Below are 14,052 nucleotides of genomic sequence, written 5' to 3'. Positions count from 1 at the left end.
GGACCCCAGTGAAAGCCCCGCCTCCATCGCGGGGCTTTTGCTTTTCCGGGCCAGGCCACGCAACATTGCTGCCCGGCGCTTCCGTGGCGCCTGCGCCTGTGCTAGAAGGCAGCGTCGTCCAGAGGGAGTCTCACCGTCTTGCAGTCCGAATCCATCGTCTATGGTTGCATCCGCGACTGGCCCGGCGACTCCATGGAGCGGCGCCTGCGCCGCGCGGCCAACCGCAAGGTGCTGGACAGCCTGCCGATGGGCGAGGCCTGGCCGTTCCTCGGCCGCGAGATGTTCAGCCGCTGCGAGCAGGAAGGCGCCGGCCTGTACCAGTCCCAGGTGATCCACTTCGGCGCCAGCTACCCGGCCATCGAATACGAGTGGAACCTGTGGGTGGAGCAGTTCGAGGCGCTGCTCAAGCGCCTGTACTGGGCCAGCGCGGTGGTGCACCTGGAAACCGAACTCAACGGCTGCCACACCTTCCGCTGGGAATCCGAACGCGGCTTCCACAGCCCCCAGGAAGGCGACCTGCGGGTACGCTGCGCCTGGGAGCGCGAAGGCGGCCTGCGCGGCTGAGCCGCCAAGGAAAGCGAGATGCTCAACTACCTGTGGTTCCTCCTGGCCGCGTTCTGCGAGATCGCCGGCTGCTACGCCTTCTTCCTCTGGCTGCGCCTGGACCGCACGCCCCTGTGGATAATTCCCGGGCTGTTCAGCCTGCTGTGCTTCGCCCTGCTGCTGACCCGCGTCGAGGCGGCCTATGCCGGGCGCTCCTATGCGGCCTATGGCGGCATCTACGTGGCGGCGTCGCTGTTCTGGTTGGCCTATGTGGAGAAGAGCCGGCCGCTGTGGAGCGATTGGCTGGGCGTGGCGCTGTGCATCGTGGGGGCGAGCGTGGTGCTGCTGGGGCCGAAGTTGGCGCCTTGATGGGGGCTGGCTTTTCGTAGGAGCGAGCTTGCTCGCGAACCTGGCTCCTGGTGCTCAGCTAACCCTTGCAACCCTCTCCCCAGCCCTCTCCCTTCAGGGAGAGGGCTGGGGAGAGGGCGCTCTAAAGCCCAGCACCTAAAGTCCCCGACAAGCGCCATTCGCGAGCAAGCTCGCTCCTACGCGGCATCAGCCATGGCGTACCCCTGTAGGAGCGGGCCCTGCCCGCGATATCGCGCGCAGGGCGCGCTCCTACACCACCACACACCCCGTAGGATGGGTTGAGCGAAGCGAAACCCATGCGGCCGTGGCGATGGGTATCGCTCAGCTCTCCAGCCACTCCTTCGGCACTTCCACCTTGAGCATCAACTGACACTGCTGGCTCTCCGGATCGAACACGATCACCGCCTCGCCGCGCCTGAGCGCGTGGCGGGCGCGTTCGACGCGGGTGGCCAGGGGCGTGTCGTCGCCGTTGTCGGTGCCTTCGCGGGTGACGAAGTCTTCCAGCAGGTTGTTCAGGGTATCGGCTTCGAGCAGGTCGTAGGGAATCAGCATGGGCGGGCACTCGGCGGAACTGGCGGCGATTCTAGTCGCGCGCCGGCCCGCCGGCGAGTGCGGAACGCCTCAGTGGTGCCCCTTTTCATCGTCCTTGCTGTTGTCCAGCAGTTCGCCCACCGGTTGCACGTGGGTGGTGCTCTCCATGTGCACCGGGTGTTCCAGTTGCTTGCTGAAGCGCTCGATGGCGCCTTCCTTGGGCTCGGCGTCGCTGTCGAACACCGGCGGGCTGAGCAGGTAGGCGCAAAGCAGGCGCGCCAGGTTGGCCAGGCTGTCGATGTGGGTGCGCTCGTAGCCGTGGGTGGCGTCGCAGCCGAAGGCCAGCAGCGCGGTGCGGATGTCGTGGCCGGCCTCGATCGCCGACTGCGCGTCGCTGTGGTAGTAGCGGAACAGGTCGCGGCGCACCGCCACCTCGTGGCGCTCGGCCAGGCGCAGCAGGTGCCGCGAGAGGTGGTAGTCGTAGGGCCCGCCGGAGTCCTGCAGGGCCACGCTCACCGCGTGCTCGCTGGAGTTCTGCCCCTCGGCCACCGGGGCGATGTCGATGCCGACGAACTCGCTGACGTCCCAGGGCAGGGCGCCCGCCGCGCCGGAACCGATCTCCTCGGTGATGGTGAACAGCGGGTGGCAGTCGATCGGCGGTTCCTGGCCGCTTTCGACGATGGCCTTGAGCGCCGCCAGCAGCGCCGCCACGCCGGCCTTGTCGTCCAGGTGGCGGGCGCTGATGTGGCCGCTGTCGGTGAACTCCGGCAGCGGGTCGAAGGCCACGAAGTCGCCGATGGACACACCCAGCGCGGCGCTGTCGGCCGGGCTCACGGTGTAGGCGTCCAGGCGCAGCTCGACGTGGTCCCAGCTGATCGGCAGGCTGTCCACCGCGGTGTTGAAGGCGTGCCCCGAGGCCATCAGCGGCAGCACGCTGCCGCGCAGCACGCCGTTGTCACAGAACACGGTGACGCGGCTGCCCTCGGCGAAGCGGCTCGACCAGCAGCCCACCGGGGCCAGCGCCAGGCGGCCGTTGGGCTTGATCTCGCGGACGATGGCGCCGATGGTGTCCAGGTGCGCCGAGACCGCGCGGTCCGGGCTGTTGCGGCGGCCGGCGAGGGTCGCGCGGATGGTCCCGCGGCGGGTCATCTCGAAGGGGATGCCGATCTCCTCCAGGCGCTCGGCGACGTAGCGCACGATGGTGTCGGTGAAGCCGGTGGGGCTGGGGATGGCGAGCATCTCCAGCAGCACCCGCTGCAGGTAGTTGAGGTCCGGTTGCGGCAGTCGGCTCATGCGGGCACCTCGCGGTCCAGGGGTTCGCGGCTGAGCGGGAAGAGCAGGTCGAGGAAGCGCTCGGCGGTGGGCTGCGGCTCGTGGTTGGCCAGGCCCGGGCGCTCGTTGGCCTCGATGATCACGTAGTCCTCGCCCTCCACGTCGGGCACCAGCAGGTCCAGCCCGGTGACCGGGATCTCCAGCGCCCGCGCGGCGCGGATGGCGGCCTCGCGCAGGCTCGGGTGGAGCCTGTCGGTGACGTCTTCCAGGGTGCCGCCGGTGTGCAGGTTGGCGGTGCCGCGCACGGCCAGGCTGCGGCCCTCGGGCAGCACGTCGTCGTAGCCGAAGCCGGCGGCGTGCAGGGTGCGCTCGGTCTCGCCGTCCAGCGGGATGCGGCTCTCGCCGCCGGTGGCGGCCTGGCGCCGGCGGCTCTGCGCCTCGATCAGCTGGCGGATGCTGTGGCGGCCGTCGCCGATCACCGTGGCCGGGTGGCGCACCGCGGCGGCCACCACTTCGTAGCCGATCACCAGCACGCGCAGGTCCTGGCCGGGGTGGTAGCTTTCCAGCAGCACGCGGCCGTCGAACTGGTGGGCGTGCTCGATGGCCGCCTCGACCTCTTCGATCTTCGTCAGGTTCACCGCCACGCCCTGGCCCTGCTCGCCATCCACCGGCTTGACCACCAGCGCGCCGTGCTCGGCGAGGAACGCGGCGTTGTCCTCGGCGCTGCCGGCCAGGCGCTGCTGCGGCTGCTTCAGCCCGGCGCGGGCCAGCGCCCGGTGGGTCAGGCGCTTGTCCTGGCAGAGAGTCATGCTCACTGCGCTGGTCAGGTCGCACAGCGACTCGCGGCAGCGGATGCGCCGGCCGCCCTGGGTCAGGCTGAAGAGGCCGGCGTCGGCGTCCTGCACCTGCACTTCGATGCCGCGGCGATGAGCCTCGTCGACGATGATCCGGGCATAGGGGTTCAGCCCCTGCTCGGGGCCGGGGCCGAGGAACAGCGGCTGGTTGATGCCGTTCTTGCGCTTGATGGCGAAGGTCGCCAGTTCGCGGAAGCCGAGCTTGCGGTACAGCGCCTTCGCCTGCTTGTTGCTGTGCAGCACCGACAGGTCGAGGTAGGCCAGTTCGCGGCTCATGAAGTGTTCGATCAGGTGGCGCACCAGGGCCTCGCCGACGCCCGGCCGGCTGCACTGCGGGTCCACCGCCAGGCACCAGAGGCTGGAGCCGCCTTCCGGGTCGTGGAAGGCCTTGGCGTGGTTCAGGCCCATGACCGCGCCGACCGCATTGCCGGTCTCGCTGTCCTCGGCCAGCCAGTAGGTGGGCCCGCCCTGGTAGTGCGGGGTGAGCCGCTCGGCGTCCACCGGCAGCATGCTGCGCGCCAGGTACAGGCGGTTGACCGCCGCCCAGTCGTCCTCGCCGTGCACCCGGCGGATGCGGAAGCCGCGGAAGGAGCGACGCGCCGGGCGGTAGTCGGTGAACCACAGGCGCAGGGTGTCGGAGGGGTCGAGGAACAGCTGCTGCGGCGCATGGGCCAGCACCTGCTGCGGCGCCGCCACGTAGAGGGCGATGTCGCGTTCGCCGGGGCGCTCGTTGAGCAGCTCCGTGGCCAGCGCGTCGGGTTCGGCGAAGGTGTGCCCGATCAACAGCCGGCCCCAGCCGCAGTGCAGGCTGTGAGGCTCGCAGCCGGGCCGCTCGTGGTCCTCGGCGAAGCGCGCCTGCAGGCGCTGGTAGGTCGGCACCTGGCCGCGCAGCAGGCGCTGGTTGTGCGGATGGGGCAGGTTGAAATGGCTTTTCATGGTTCGCTCCCTGGAGGGCGGGCCGCCGGTACGGTGCCGGTGGCCCGCGCTGCTGGCTGGGTCAGAGTCCCTGTTCGGTCAGCCAGAGGTTGAGGGCGGCCAGCTGCCAGAGCTTGGAGCCGCGCAACGGGGTGAGGTCGTCCTGCGGGCTGCCGAGCAGGCGGTCGATCTGCGCCGGCTCGAACAGGCCGCGGTCCTGGCTCGGGTCCAGCAGCAGTTCGCTGACCCAGGCGCGGGTGTTGCCCTGCAGATGCTTGAGCCCCGGCACCGGGAAGTAGCCCTTGGGCCGGTCGATCACCTCGGCCGGGATCACCCGCCGCGCCGCGGCCTTGAGCACCTGCTTGCCGCCTTCGCCGAGCTTGAAGCGCGCCGGGATGCGCGCCGAGAGTTCGGCCAGGCGGTAGTCGAGGAACGGCACGCGGGCCTCCAGGCCCCAGGCCATGGTCATGTTGTCGACGCGCTTGACCGGGTCGTCCACCAGCATGATGGTGCTGTCCAGGCGCAGCGCCTTGTCCACCGCGTCGCTGGCGCCGGGCATGGCGAAGTGCTCGGCGACGAAGGCCTGGGCCACGTCCTCCACGCGCATGGCCGGGCGCACCGTGGCTTCGTATTCGCCGTGGCTGCGGTCGAAGAAGGCCGCGCGGTAGGCGTGCAGCGGCGAGGCGGCGTCGACCATGGGCGGGTACCAGTGATAGCCGGCGAACAGCTCGTCGGCGCCCTGGCCGCTCTGCACCACCTTGCAGTGCTTCGACACTTCGCGGGCGAGCAGGTAGAAGGCGATGCAGTCGTGGCTGACCATGGGCTCGCTCATGGCGCGGAAGGCCGCCGGCAACTGCTCGATCACCTGGTTCTCGCCGATGCGCAACTGGTGGTGGCGCGTGCCGTAGCGGCGGGCGATGAGGTCGGAGTAGTGGAACTCGTCGCCGCGCTCGCCGCCGGCATCCTCGAAGCCGATGGAGAAGGTCAGCAGGTCGTCCACCCCGGCCTCGTGCAGCAGGCCGACCAGCAGGCTGGAATCCACCCCGCCGGAGAGCAGCACGCCCACCTCGCGGGCGGCGCGCTGGCGGATGCCCACGGCTTCGCGCAGGCTGTCCAGCACGCGGTCTTCCCAGTCTTCCAGGCGCAGTTCGCGTTCGTCCTCGCGGCAGCCGTATTCCAGGCGCCACCAGCAGTGCTGCTCGCTGCGGCCGTCGGCGTCGATGCTCATCCAGGTCGCCGGCGGCAGCTTGCGCACGCCGTTGAGGAGGGTGCGCGGCGCGGGCACCACGGCGTGGAAGTTCAGGTAGAGGTTGAGCGCCTCGGCGTCCAGGCTGGTGTCGACGCCGCCGCCCTGCAGCAGCGCCGGCAGGCTGGAGGCGAAGCGCAGACGCTTGTCGTCCCGGGCCAGGTACAGCGGCTTGATGCCCAGGCGGTCGCGGGCGATGAACAGCCGGCGGGCGTCGCGCTCCCAGATGGCGAAGACGAACATGCCGTTGAGCCTGGGCAACAGTTCCTTGCCCCAGGCGTGGTAGCCCTTGAGCAGCACCTCGGTGTCGCCGCCGGAGAAGAAGCGGTAGCCGAGGGCTTCCAGCTCCTTGCGCAGCTCGGGGTAGTTGTAGATGGCGCCGTTGAACACCAGGGACAGGCCCAGGGTGGTGTCGATCATTGGCTGGCCGGAGGCTTCGGCCAGGTCCATGATCTTCAGCCGGCGGTGGCCGAGGGCCACTGGTCCTTCGCTATGGAAGCCCCAGGCGTCGGGTCCGCGGGGGGCGAGGTGGTGGGTGATGCGTTCGACCGCCGCGAGGTCGGCCGGTTGATTGTCGAAGCGTAGTTCTCCTGCTAAGCCGCACATTTTCCTTACCGGTTCTCCGTTGGGGATGAATGGGGTTCGGGCCGGGGCCCTTTTTTTGTGTTAACAGAAAGACTCTTTCATGTGAAAGTAGTTCTATGATTTTTTTATGAATTAATGCGGTTTTTGAACGGACGATTGATTATGGTTGAAAGGAAAAATGCCTTGGAGGATGCCTATGCGCTGTCCATGTTCCAGGCCCTGCGGCGGCTGCAGCAGGGCAGCGAGGTGCACGCCAAGCGCCTGAGCCGCTTCGGCGGGCTGACGCCGCTGCAACTGCTGATCCTGCAGGTGTTGCTGGTGGAGAGGGAGATCACTGCCAGCCGCCTGGCCAAGCGTGTGAGCCTGTCCCAGGCTTCGCTGTCCGGGGTGCTCGATCGTCTGGAAAGCCGTGGTTTGCTGGCGCGCCGGCGTGATGAGCAGGATCGGCGCAAGCAATGGTTGCTGTTGGAGGATGCCGGCCGCGATGCGCTGCAGTCGGCGCCGCCGTTGTTGCCGGAATATGTGTTGGTGCGTTTTGCCGAGTTGCCCGAGTGGGAGCGGCATGCGGTGTTGGCGGGGTTGCTGCGGGCGGCGGAGTTGTTCGAGTTGCCGGAGGAGGAGGAAGAGGAGTGATGGGGGTTGGGAGGTTGGGATGCGTAGGAGCCTGCTCCTTTGCTTTGCGCCCAACCCCACCCCCCGTCATTCCCGCGAACGCGGGAACCCAGAGACTTTTGGGGTTGGGCTCGGCGTAGCGCGCCGCTCCGAGTGCGTTGATGTTTCTTGTTTCGCCCCCTCGGGCGAGTCCCTTTTGTCAAACGCCACAAAAGGAACCAAAAAGGCTTGCCCCGACATACGGGCCCGACAGAGTCGGGCTACCCTCACGAATTCCCCCGCCACGGAGGCCCGCCCCGAGGGTACGTCCCTGTAGCCCGCGGGGCTCTCGCGACATCCATGTCGCATGACCTCCTGAGCGCGGGTTTCGCTCGGCCTTCTGAAGGGGCGTTCTGGTGCGCTCGGCTATTTCTCTGGAAGTCCCAAGAGCAAACGCGCTTTTGCTTTTGCTTTTCGTAGGAGCGAGCTTGCTCGCGAACCCGGCAGTCACTGGGTTCCCGCGTTCGCGGGAATGACGAGGTTGAAGGATGGTGCCTGACTTACAGGCCACTCCGAACAGCCCCCTCTCCCTTCAGGGAGAGGGCTGGGGAGAGGGCGCTCTTGAACCCAACACCTAAGTCCCCAGTAACCACTGTTCGCGAGCAAGCTCGCTCCTACGAAAAACACCTCGGCGCCGCCAGCGACAGGTTCCTCGCCAGGTGTGGCCCGGCTCTCGATGACGAGGGGGCGTGAGGAGTATCAGTTTGACTCCAAACTTTCCGCTCACTCCGAACGGCCCCCTCTCCCTTCAGGGCGGGGCGCGCAGCCGAGGGCTGGGGAGAGGGCGCTCTTACCCCCAACACCGCAGCCACCGGTAACCACTGTTCGCGAGCAAGCTCGCTCCTACGAAAAACACCTCGGCGCCGCCAGCGACAGGCTCATCGCCAGGTGTGGCTAGGACTTCAGCCCCCGAACCAACTCGCGCAGGAAGAACCGATTGGGATGGCAAGCCTCGGCCACGGCGCGGGGCAGGGGTAGTGGTTCGTCGTCCAGCCAGGCCGCCAGCAGTTCGCCGGACAGCGGCGCGCTGATCAGCCCGCGGGAGCCGTGGGCGCTGTTCAGGTACAGGCCGTCGAGCCAGGGGCAGGGCGCTTCGGGTACCTGGCGGGCGTCCTTGGCCAGTACTGCATAGGCCTCGGCGAAGGCTTCGCGCGCGGCCAGCGGGCCGATCAGCGGCAGGTAGTCCGGCGTTGTGCAACGGAACGCGGCGCGGCCTTCGAGGGCTGCCGGGTCCTGCGGGCCCAGGCGCTGCAGCAGGTCCGGGGAGATTTCCCGCAGCAGTTCCAGGTTGCCCTGGTGTTCGGCGACGGTGGGCTGCAGGTCGTCGCTGTGAAAGTCGAAGCTGGCGCCCAGGGTGTGCTCGCCCAGGCGCGGCGGAGCGACGTAGCCCTCGGCGCAGACCACGGTACGCAGCGCCGCGCTTGCTTCGGTGGCCGGCAGGCGGCTGATCTGCCCGCGGATGCGTTTGAGCGGCAGGCTGGCCGCGCCGGGGAAGGCGCGTACCTCGGCGGCGGTGGCCAGGACCGCCACCGGCGCCGAGGCCAGGCGCTGTTCGCCATCGAAGGCGTGCCACTGCCCGCCGTCGCGCTCCAGGCGCACCTCGTGGCCGCTCAGCAGCTCGATGTTCGGGTGTTCGGCCAGGGCCCGGCACAGCGCCGGCGGATGCGCCCAGCCGGCCTCGGGGAAGAACAGCCCGCCGGCCGGCAGGGCGATGCCGGCGGTGGCTTCGGCCTGTTCCCGCGAGAGCGCCTGCAGCAGGTCCTCGGGGAAGGCTTCGGCCAGCTTCGCCTGGCGCTTGCCCTCGGCTTCGTCGAAGGCCAGTTGCAGCACGCCGCAGGCGTCCCAGTCGCGGCCGCGTTGCAGACGCTCCAGCAGCCGGCGGGTATGGCCGAAGCCGGCCACCACCAGACGCGACAGCGCCGTGCCGTGGGCCGAGAGCTTGAGGTAGAGCACGCCCTGGGGGTTGCCCGAGGCCTCCGCGGCCAGTTCGCCATGGCGTTCCACCAGGCTTACCTTCCAGCCGCGCACAGCCAGGCTGGCGGCGGTGGCGCAGCCGGCCAGGCCGCCGCCGACGACCAGCGCGCGGCGCTCGCCCACGGGCGCCGGCGGGCGCGCATACCAGGGCTTGGCGGCGTCCTGCGGCTGGCCCTGGAACTCGCCCACCAGCATCTCGCGCTTCTGCCCGAAGCCCTTGACCCGCTGCATGGCGAAGCCGGCGGCGATCAGCCCGCGGCGGACGAAACCGGCGCTGGTGAAGGTGGCCAGCGTCGCGCCGGGGGCCGCCAGCCGCGCCAGTTCGGCGAACAGCGGCTCGGTCCACATCTCCGGGTTCTTCGCCGGGGAGAAGCCGTCGAGGAACCAGGCGTCGATACGCGCTTCCAGCTCCGGCAGGGTTTCCAGCACGTCGCCCACCAGCAGGGTGAGCACCACCCGGCCACCGTCGAACAGCAGGCGCTGGAAGCCGGGATGGATGGCGTGGTACTGCGCCAGCAGCTGCTCGCTCCAGGGCCGCAGTTCATCCCACAGGGCCAGGGCGCGCGCCAGGTCGTCGCGGCGCAGCGGGTACTTCTCCACGCTGACGAAGTGCAGGCGCGCATCCGCCGGGGCCAGGGCCTCGAACTGGCGCCAGGCGCAGAGGAAGTTCAGGCCGGTGCCGAAGCCGGTCTCGCCGATGCACAGGCGCCCGCCCGCCGGCAGTGCGGCGAAGCGTCGCGGCAACTGGTTGCCGTCGAGGAACACGTGGTGGGTTTCCGCCAGGCCCGAGGCGCGGGAGAAGTACACGTCGCCGTAGGCGCGCGACAGGGGCTGGCCGTTGTCGTCCCAGTCGAGCTGGGCGCTGTGGTGGTCGGGCATGGGGCTACCGGCAGGAAAGCGAAGCGCGCATTTTAGCCGATCCCCCGCGCAGACAGCCTGCGTCACATCCGCTACCTTCAATGCAACCCGCAGTCAGGAGGCAGTGCATGTTCGAGTCCGCCGAGATCGGCCATTCCATCGACAAGGAAACCTACGAAAGGGAAGTCATAGAGCTGCGCGAAGCCTTGCTGGAGGCCCAGTACGAGCTCAAGCGGCAGGCGCGGTTCCCGGTGATCATCCTGATCAACGGCATCGAGGGGGCCGGCAAGGGCGAGACGGTCAAGCTGCTCAACGAGTGGATGGACCCGCGGCTGATCCAGGTGGAAAGCTTCCTCTGGCCCACCGACGAGGAGCTCGCCCGCCCGCCGCAGTGGCGCTTCTGGCGGCGCCTGCCGCCCAAGGGGCGCACGGCGATCTTCTTCGGCAACTGGTACAGCCAGATGCTCCATGCGCGGGTCAACGGCGATATCAAGAGCAGCCGCCTGGACGTCGCCATCGACGCCGCCGAGCGTTTCGAGCGCATGCTCTGCGACGAGGGCGCGCTGATCTTCAAGTTCTGGTTCCACCTGTCCAAGAAGCAGCTCAAGGAACGCCTGAAGACCCTCGAGAATGACCCCCAGCGCTCCTGGCAACTGAGCGAGATCGACTGGCTGCAGAGCGAGGTCTACGACAAGTTCGTGCGCTACGGCGAGCGCGTGCTGCGCCGCACCAGCCGCGACTACGCGCCATGGTACATCGTCGAAGGCGCGGACGAGCGCTACCGCAGCCTGACCGTCGGCCGCACCATCCTCGAAGGCCTGCAGGCGGCGCTCGACGTCAAGGACCGGCCGCGCCGGCAGCCCCATGCCGCGCCGTTGGTGGCCAGCCTGGACAACCGCGGCCTGCTCGACAGCCTCGACCTGAGCCTGGCGCTGAGCAAGGACCAGTACAAGACGCAACTGGCCCGGGAGCAGGCGCGCCTGGCCACGCTGATCCGCGACAAGCGCTTCCGCCAGCATTCGCTGCTGGCCGTGTTCGAGGGCAACGACGCCGCCGGCAAGGGCGGCGCCATCCGCCGCGTCACCGACGCCCTGGACCCGCGCCAGTACCACATCGTGCCCATCGCCGCGCCCACCGAGGAGGAGCGCGCCCAGCCCTACTTGTGGCGCTTCTGGCGGCACATGCCGGCGCGCCGGCAGTTCACCATCTTCGACCGTTCCTGGTACGGCCGGGTGCTGGTGGAGCGCGTCGAGGGCTTCTGCCCGCCGGCCGACTGGCTGCGCGCCTACTCGGAGATCAACGACTTCGAGGAGCAACTGGTGGAGTTCGGCATCGTGGTGGTGAAGTTCTGGCTGGCCATCGACAAGGACACCCAGTACGAGCGCTTCAAGGAGCGCGAGAGCATTCCCTTCAAGCGCTACAAGATCACCGAGGAAGACTGGCGCAACCGCGACAAGTGGGACCAGTACGTCGACGCGGTGGGCGACATGGTGGATCGCACCAGCACCGAGATCGCGCCCTGGACCCTGGTGGAGGCCAACGACAAGCGCTTCGCCCGGGTCAAGGTGCTGCGCACGCTCAACGATGCGCTGGAGGCGGCGTTCGATAAGGACAAGTGAAGGAGACGGCGATGGTCTACGTGCAGCGCGATGAGAACGGCCGCCTGGTGCGGGTCGAACGCGAACCCTTCGCCGGCGGCCAGGGCGCCCCGGCCGACGACCCCGAGGTGCTGGCCTGGATGAGCGGCGCCCTGGACGCGCGCCTGCAGTCCCTGCAGCGCTCGGACCTGGAGTTGGTGCGGGTGATCGAGGACCTAGTGGGCGTGCTGGTGGGTCGCGGCCTGATCCGCTACACCGACCTGCCCGAAGCGGCCCGGCGCAAGCTGGAAGACCGCGCCACCACTCGCGCTGGGCTGGATGGGTTGGGGGCTTTGGTGGAGGAGGAGGATGAGCGGTTGTTCTGAAGGCAGGCTCGGGGTTTTTGTAGGAGCGAGCTTGCTCGCGAACAGTGGTTACCGGTGGCTGCGGTGTTGGGGGTAAGCGCCCTCTCCCCAGCCCTCTCCCTGTGTAAGGGAGAGGGGGCTGTCCTGAGCGACGCGTCGGTCAGGCGCCATCCTTCAACCCCGTCATTCCCGCGAACGCGGGAACCCAGAGACTTTTGGGGTTGGGCTCGGTGTAGCGCGCCGCTCCGAGTGCGTTGATGTCTCTTGTTTCGCCCCCTCGGGCGAGTCCCTTTTGTCAAACGCCACAAAAGGAACCAAAAAGGCTTGCCCCGACATACGGGCCCGATAAAGCCGGGCTCCCCTCACGAACTCCCCCGCCACGGAGGCCCGCCCCGAGGGTACGTCCCTGTAGCCCACGGGGCTCTCGCGACATCCATGTCGCATGACCTCCTGAGCGCGGGTTTCGCTCGGCCTTCTGAAGGGGCGTTTCGGAGTGTGCGGATGTTTCTCTGGAAGTCCAAAACCCAGAGCAAGAGCGGACATGCTCTTCGTAGGAGCGAGCTTGCTCGCGAACCTCGCGAACTGGCCGGCGATATCTGCGCACTGGTTCAACTCCGCCCCCTCTCCCTAACCCTCTCCCTGAAGGGAGAGGGGACCGTTGGGCAGGGCTTGATGTTATGGCGTTAGCCGGCAGCCTCGGTGATTTCCGACTGGTGCCAGTTCTTCTCTCGACACGGACAGCCCCCTCTCCCTTCAGGGCGGGGCGCGCAGCCGAGGGCTGGGGAGAGGGCGCTCTTAAGCCCAGCCCAACCTGAAGTCTTCTGGGTTCCCGCGTTCGCGGGAATGACGGGGGTGAGGATCGGAGCGCGGGATAAAGACTCGCAATCCCACCTCTACCCCCCCTCACCCCACGGCGCCGGCGCCCCGATCAACCGCCCCATCGCCCCCTTGATCCCCATCTCCCGCAACACCCGCAATTCCCCCTCGCTCTCCACCATCTCCGCGATCAGCGGCAGGTCGATGCTGTTGGTGGCGCGGAACACCGCCTCGATGAACAGGCGCTTGGCCTGGTCCTGGTCGATGGCGCGGATGTAGCTGCCGTCGAGCTTCAGGTAGGCCAGGCCCCAATGGCACGGCCAGTCCCGATTTGGCCCTGACCAGGCGCGCCTTCGAGATCGTGTTCGACGAGACAGCCCAATGGCAGCGGAAGCGCCTGCAAAAGATGGAGTGCTCGTATGGTCTTGCGAGCCGCGTTCCGAGCGTTACGTCATGTATGAGATGAAGCTTCTGACATAGTGCGGAAGGTTCGAAAAGCTATTCGCCACCAACCACTGCTTGCGATGTCGCCAGGATTCCTCCAGGGAGACTCCGGCAATTCGATGTTCACTGATGGCTGTGCTGGCAATGCTGCGGGGCACAATGGAGACACCTACGTTTTCCTCGACCAGTTGAAGCAGCGTGGGGAAGTTCTGCACGTTCACCCGGGCATTGATGCGTTTCCCCAGTTTTCCCGCCAGCTTGGAGAGGAACAGGAAGTTGCTGCTGCGGCGATCCAGGCAGATGAAGTCGGAATCCAGTGCGGTGGCAAGGCTGACCTGCTGTGCGTTGGCCAGGGGGTGGAAAACCGCAGTGATCAATATCAGTTCATCCTGCCCGTATGGCTTGGACTCGAGCGCCATCACATCGACCTCGCCTGCCAGCAGGCCTATGTCTGCCGTATTTTCCGTAACGGCAAGAACGATGTCTTCGCTCAGCCGCTCCTCCAGTTCCACATTGATATTGGGATGTGCGACCAGATAGCGGCTAAGTGGCGCGGTCAGGCCGGCCAGGCAACTGCTATTGGCGACAATTCGTATTTGCCCCCTGATGTTATTGGAGAAGCGCGACAGGTCACCTTCCATATGCTGGACCGACGTGAGGATGCCACGCACATGGTCCAGGAATACGCGCCCGGCTGGCGTTAGCGCCATGCCCTTGGCGCTTCTCAAGAACAATGTGGTTCCCAGGGCCTGCTCCAGATTCTTGAGCCGGTAGCTGGCCGACGGTGCGGAGAGGAAGCGGCTGGATGCTCCGATCGAGAGGCTTTCCGATTCGGCAATGGCGAGAAACAGTCGTAGATCGGTCAACTCGTATCGCATGGGCACCTCGGGGTTTGCATTGAGTCGTCGGTAGGGGGCGCCTGGCCGAATATATCCTCACCATCATCGGAAGTTTCGGCAAGTCTGTTTTTAAAGTCTGAGCATACCCTTCCAATATCCCGATCACCCCCTTCGAATATTTCAACTGTTTTCCTACCCGGCAGGCCTCTAGTC

The 14,052-nt window shown here is 67.5% G+C and carries 11 protein-coding genes and 1 pseudogene; 5 read left to right on the top strand and 7 right to left on the bottom strand.

Annotated elements, in window-relative coordinates:
• The first annotated feature begins 138 nt into the window (after window positions 1-138).
• Both M8R19_RS06915 and M8R19_RS06910 read left to right on the top strand, forming a co-directional pair.
• Window positions 139-564, top strand: coding sequence for a hypothetical protein (locus M8R19_RS06915; protein ID WP_009620481.1), 426 nt, complete (start codon window positions 139-141; stop codon window positions 562-564).
• An 18-nt stretch (window positions 565-582) separates the two neighbouring features.
• Window positions 583-912: a YnfA family protein gene (locus M8R19_RS06910; protein WP_009620480.1), complete on the top strand. Its 330-nt coding sequence runs from the start codon at window positions 583-585 to the stop codon at window positions 910-912.
• A 321-nt stretch (window positions 913-1,233) separates the two neighbouring features.
• Here M8R19_RS06910 and M8R19_RS06905 read toward each other — a convergent pair whose 3' ends face one another.
• The 4 genes from M8R19_RS06905 to M8R19_RS06890 all read right to left on the bottom strand — a co-directional run bounded on the left by M8R19_RS06905 (window position 1,234) and on the right by M8R19_RS06890 (window position 6,336).
• A complete protein-coding gene (locus M8R19_RS06905) occupies window positions 1,234-1,464 on the bottom strand; it encodes a YheU family protein (RefSeq protein WP_074986441.1) in 231 nt (76 codons plus the stop codon).
• 69 nt (window positions 1,465-1,533) lie between these two features.
• Window positions 1,534-2,736: an osmoprotectant NAGGN system M42 family peptidase gene (locus M8R19_RS06900; RefSeq protein ID WP_116423123.1), complete on the bottom strand. Its 1,203-nt coding sequence runs from the start codon at window positions 2,734-2,736 to the stop codon at window positions 1,534-1,536.
• Window positions 2,733-4,505, bottom strand: a complete 1,773-nt coding sequence (ngg, locus tag M8R19_RS06895; RefSeq protein ID WP_249917402.1) for an N-acetylglutaminylglutamine synthetase — start codon at window positions 4,503-4,505, stop codon at window positions 2,733-2,735. Before ngg ends, M8R19_RS06900 begins: the two co-directional genes overlap by 4 nt.
• 61 nt (window positions 4,506-4,566) lie before the next feature.
• Window positions 4,567-6,336, bottom strand: coding sequence for an N-acetylglutaminylglutamine amidotransferase (locus M8R19_RS06890; RefSeq protein WP_249917401.1), 1,770 nt, complete (start codon window positions 6,334-6,336; stop codon window positions 4,567-4,569).
• A gap of 141 nt (window positions 6,337-6,477) precedes the next feature.
• Here M8R19_RS06890 and M8R19_RS06885 point away from each other — a divergent pair, with 141 nt between their 5' ends.
• Window positions 6,478-6,948 (top strand): MarR family winged helix-turn-helix transcriptional regulator, encoded by a 471-nt coding sequence (locus M8R19_RS06885; RefSeq protein ID WP_116423126.1) that lies wholly within the window; start codon window positions 6,478-6,480, stop codon window positions 6,946-6,948.
• A 912-nt stretch (window positions 6,949-7,860) separates the two neighbouring features.
• Here the strand turns inward: M8R19_RS06885 and mnmC are convergent.
• Window positions 7,861-9,819 (bottom strand): bifunctional tRNA (5-methylaminomethyl-2-thiouridine)(34)-methyltransferase MnmC2/FAD-dependent 5-carboxymethylaminomethyl-2-thiouridine(34) oxidoreductase MnmC1, encoded by a 1,959-nt coding sequence (gene mnmC, locus M8R19_RS06880; protein WP_249917400.1) that lies wholly within the window; start codon window positions 9,817-9,819, stop codon window positions 7,861-7,863.
• A 107-nt stretch (window positions 9,820-9,926) separates the two neighbouring features.
• Here mnmC and pap point away from each other — a divergent pair, with 107 nt between their 5' ends.
• Complete coding sequence (gene pap, locus M8R19_RS06875; RefSeq protein ID WP_074986452.1) at window positions 9,927-11,417, top strand: polyphosphate:AMP phosphotransferase; 1,491 nt, start codon at window positions 9,927-9,929, stop codon at window positions 11,415-11,417.
• A gap of 11 nt (window positions 11,418-11,428) precedes the next feature.
• Window positions 11,429-11,761: a hypothetical protein gene (locus M8R19_RS06870; RefSeq protein ID WP_043271016.1), complete on the top strand. Its 333-nt coding sequence runs from the start codon at window positions 11,429-11,431 to the stop codon at window positions 11,759-11,761.
• An 872-nt stretch (window positions 11,762-12,633) separates the two neighbouring features.
• On the opposite strand, the pseudogene M8R19_RS06865 reads toward M8R19_RS06870, so the two are convergent.
• A pseudogene (locus tag M8R19_RS06865) lies at window positions 12,634-12,870 on the bottom strand (EAL domain-containing protein); the annotation flags it as partial.
• 132 nt (window positions 12,871-13,002) lie between these two features.
• The gene (locus M8R19_RS06860) at window positions 13,003-13,878 is read right to left on the bottom strand and encodes a LysR family transcriptional regulator (protein WP_058072880.1); all 876 of its coding nucleotides are present in this window, start codon (window positions 13,876-13,878) and stop codon (window positions 13,003-13,005) included.
• Window positions 13,879-14,052: the final 174 nt, after the last annotated feature.

Origin of the sequence: Pseudomonas sp. R3.Fl (genome assembly GCF_023516765.1) — a bacterium.
Lineage (GTDB): Bacteria > Pseudomonadota > Gammaproteobacteria > Pseudomonadales > Pseudomonadaceae > Pseudomonas > Pseudomonas citronellolis.
The sequence above is the reverse complement of the archived record's forward strand: the minus strand, read 5'-3'. Positions and strand labels throughout refer to the sequence as shown.

What these genes read in the sequence shown, in the direction of transcription:
- M8R19_RS06910 (WP_009620480.1), top strand. Translation starts at nt 583, where the DNA reads ATGCTCAACTACCTGTGGTTCCTCCTGGCCGCGTTCTGCGAGATCGCC.
- M8R19_RS06905 (WP_074986441.1), bottom strand. Translation starts at nt 1,464, where the DNA reads ATGCTGATTCCCTACGACCTGCTCGAAGCCGATACCCTGAACAACCTG.
- M8R19_RS06900 (WP_116423123.1), bottom strand. Translation starts at nt 2,736, where the DNA reads ATGAGCCGACTGCCGCAACCGGACCTCAACTACCTGCAGCGGGTGCTG.
- ngg (WP_249917402.1), bottom strand. Translation starts at nt 4,505, where the DNA reads ATGAAAAGCCATTTCAACCTGCCCCATCCGCACAACCAGCGCCTGCTG.
- M8R19_RS06890 (WP_249917401.1), bottom strand. Translation starts at nt 6,336, where the DNA reads ATGTGCGGCTTAGCAGGAGAACTACGCTTCGACAATCAACCGGCCGAC.
- M8R19_RS06885 (WP_116423126.1), top strand. Translation starts at nt 6,478, where the DNA reads ATGGTTGAAAGGAAAAATGCCTTGGAGGATGCCTATGCGCTGTCCATG.
- mnmC (WP_249917400.1), bottom strand. Translation starts at nt 9,819, where the DNA reads ATGCCCGACCACCACAGCGCCCAGCTCGACTGGGACGACAACGGCCAG.
- pap (WP_074986452.1), top strand. Translation starts at nt 9,927, where the DNA reads ATGTTCGAGTCCGCCGAGATCGGCCATTCCATCGACAAGGAAACCTAC.
- M8R19_RS06870 (WP_043271016.1), top strand. Translation starts at nt 11,429, where the DNA reads ATGGTCTACGTGCAGCGCGATGAGAACGGCCGCCTGGTGCGGGTCGAA.
- M8R19_RS06860 (WP_058072880.1), bottom strand. Translation starts at nt 13,878, where the DNA reads ATGCGATACGAGTTGACCGATCTACGACTGTTTCTCGCCATTGCCGAA.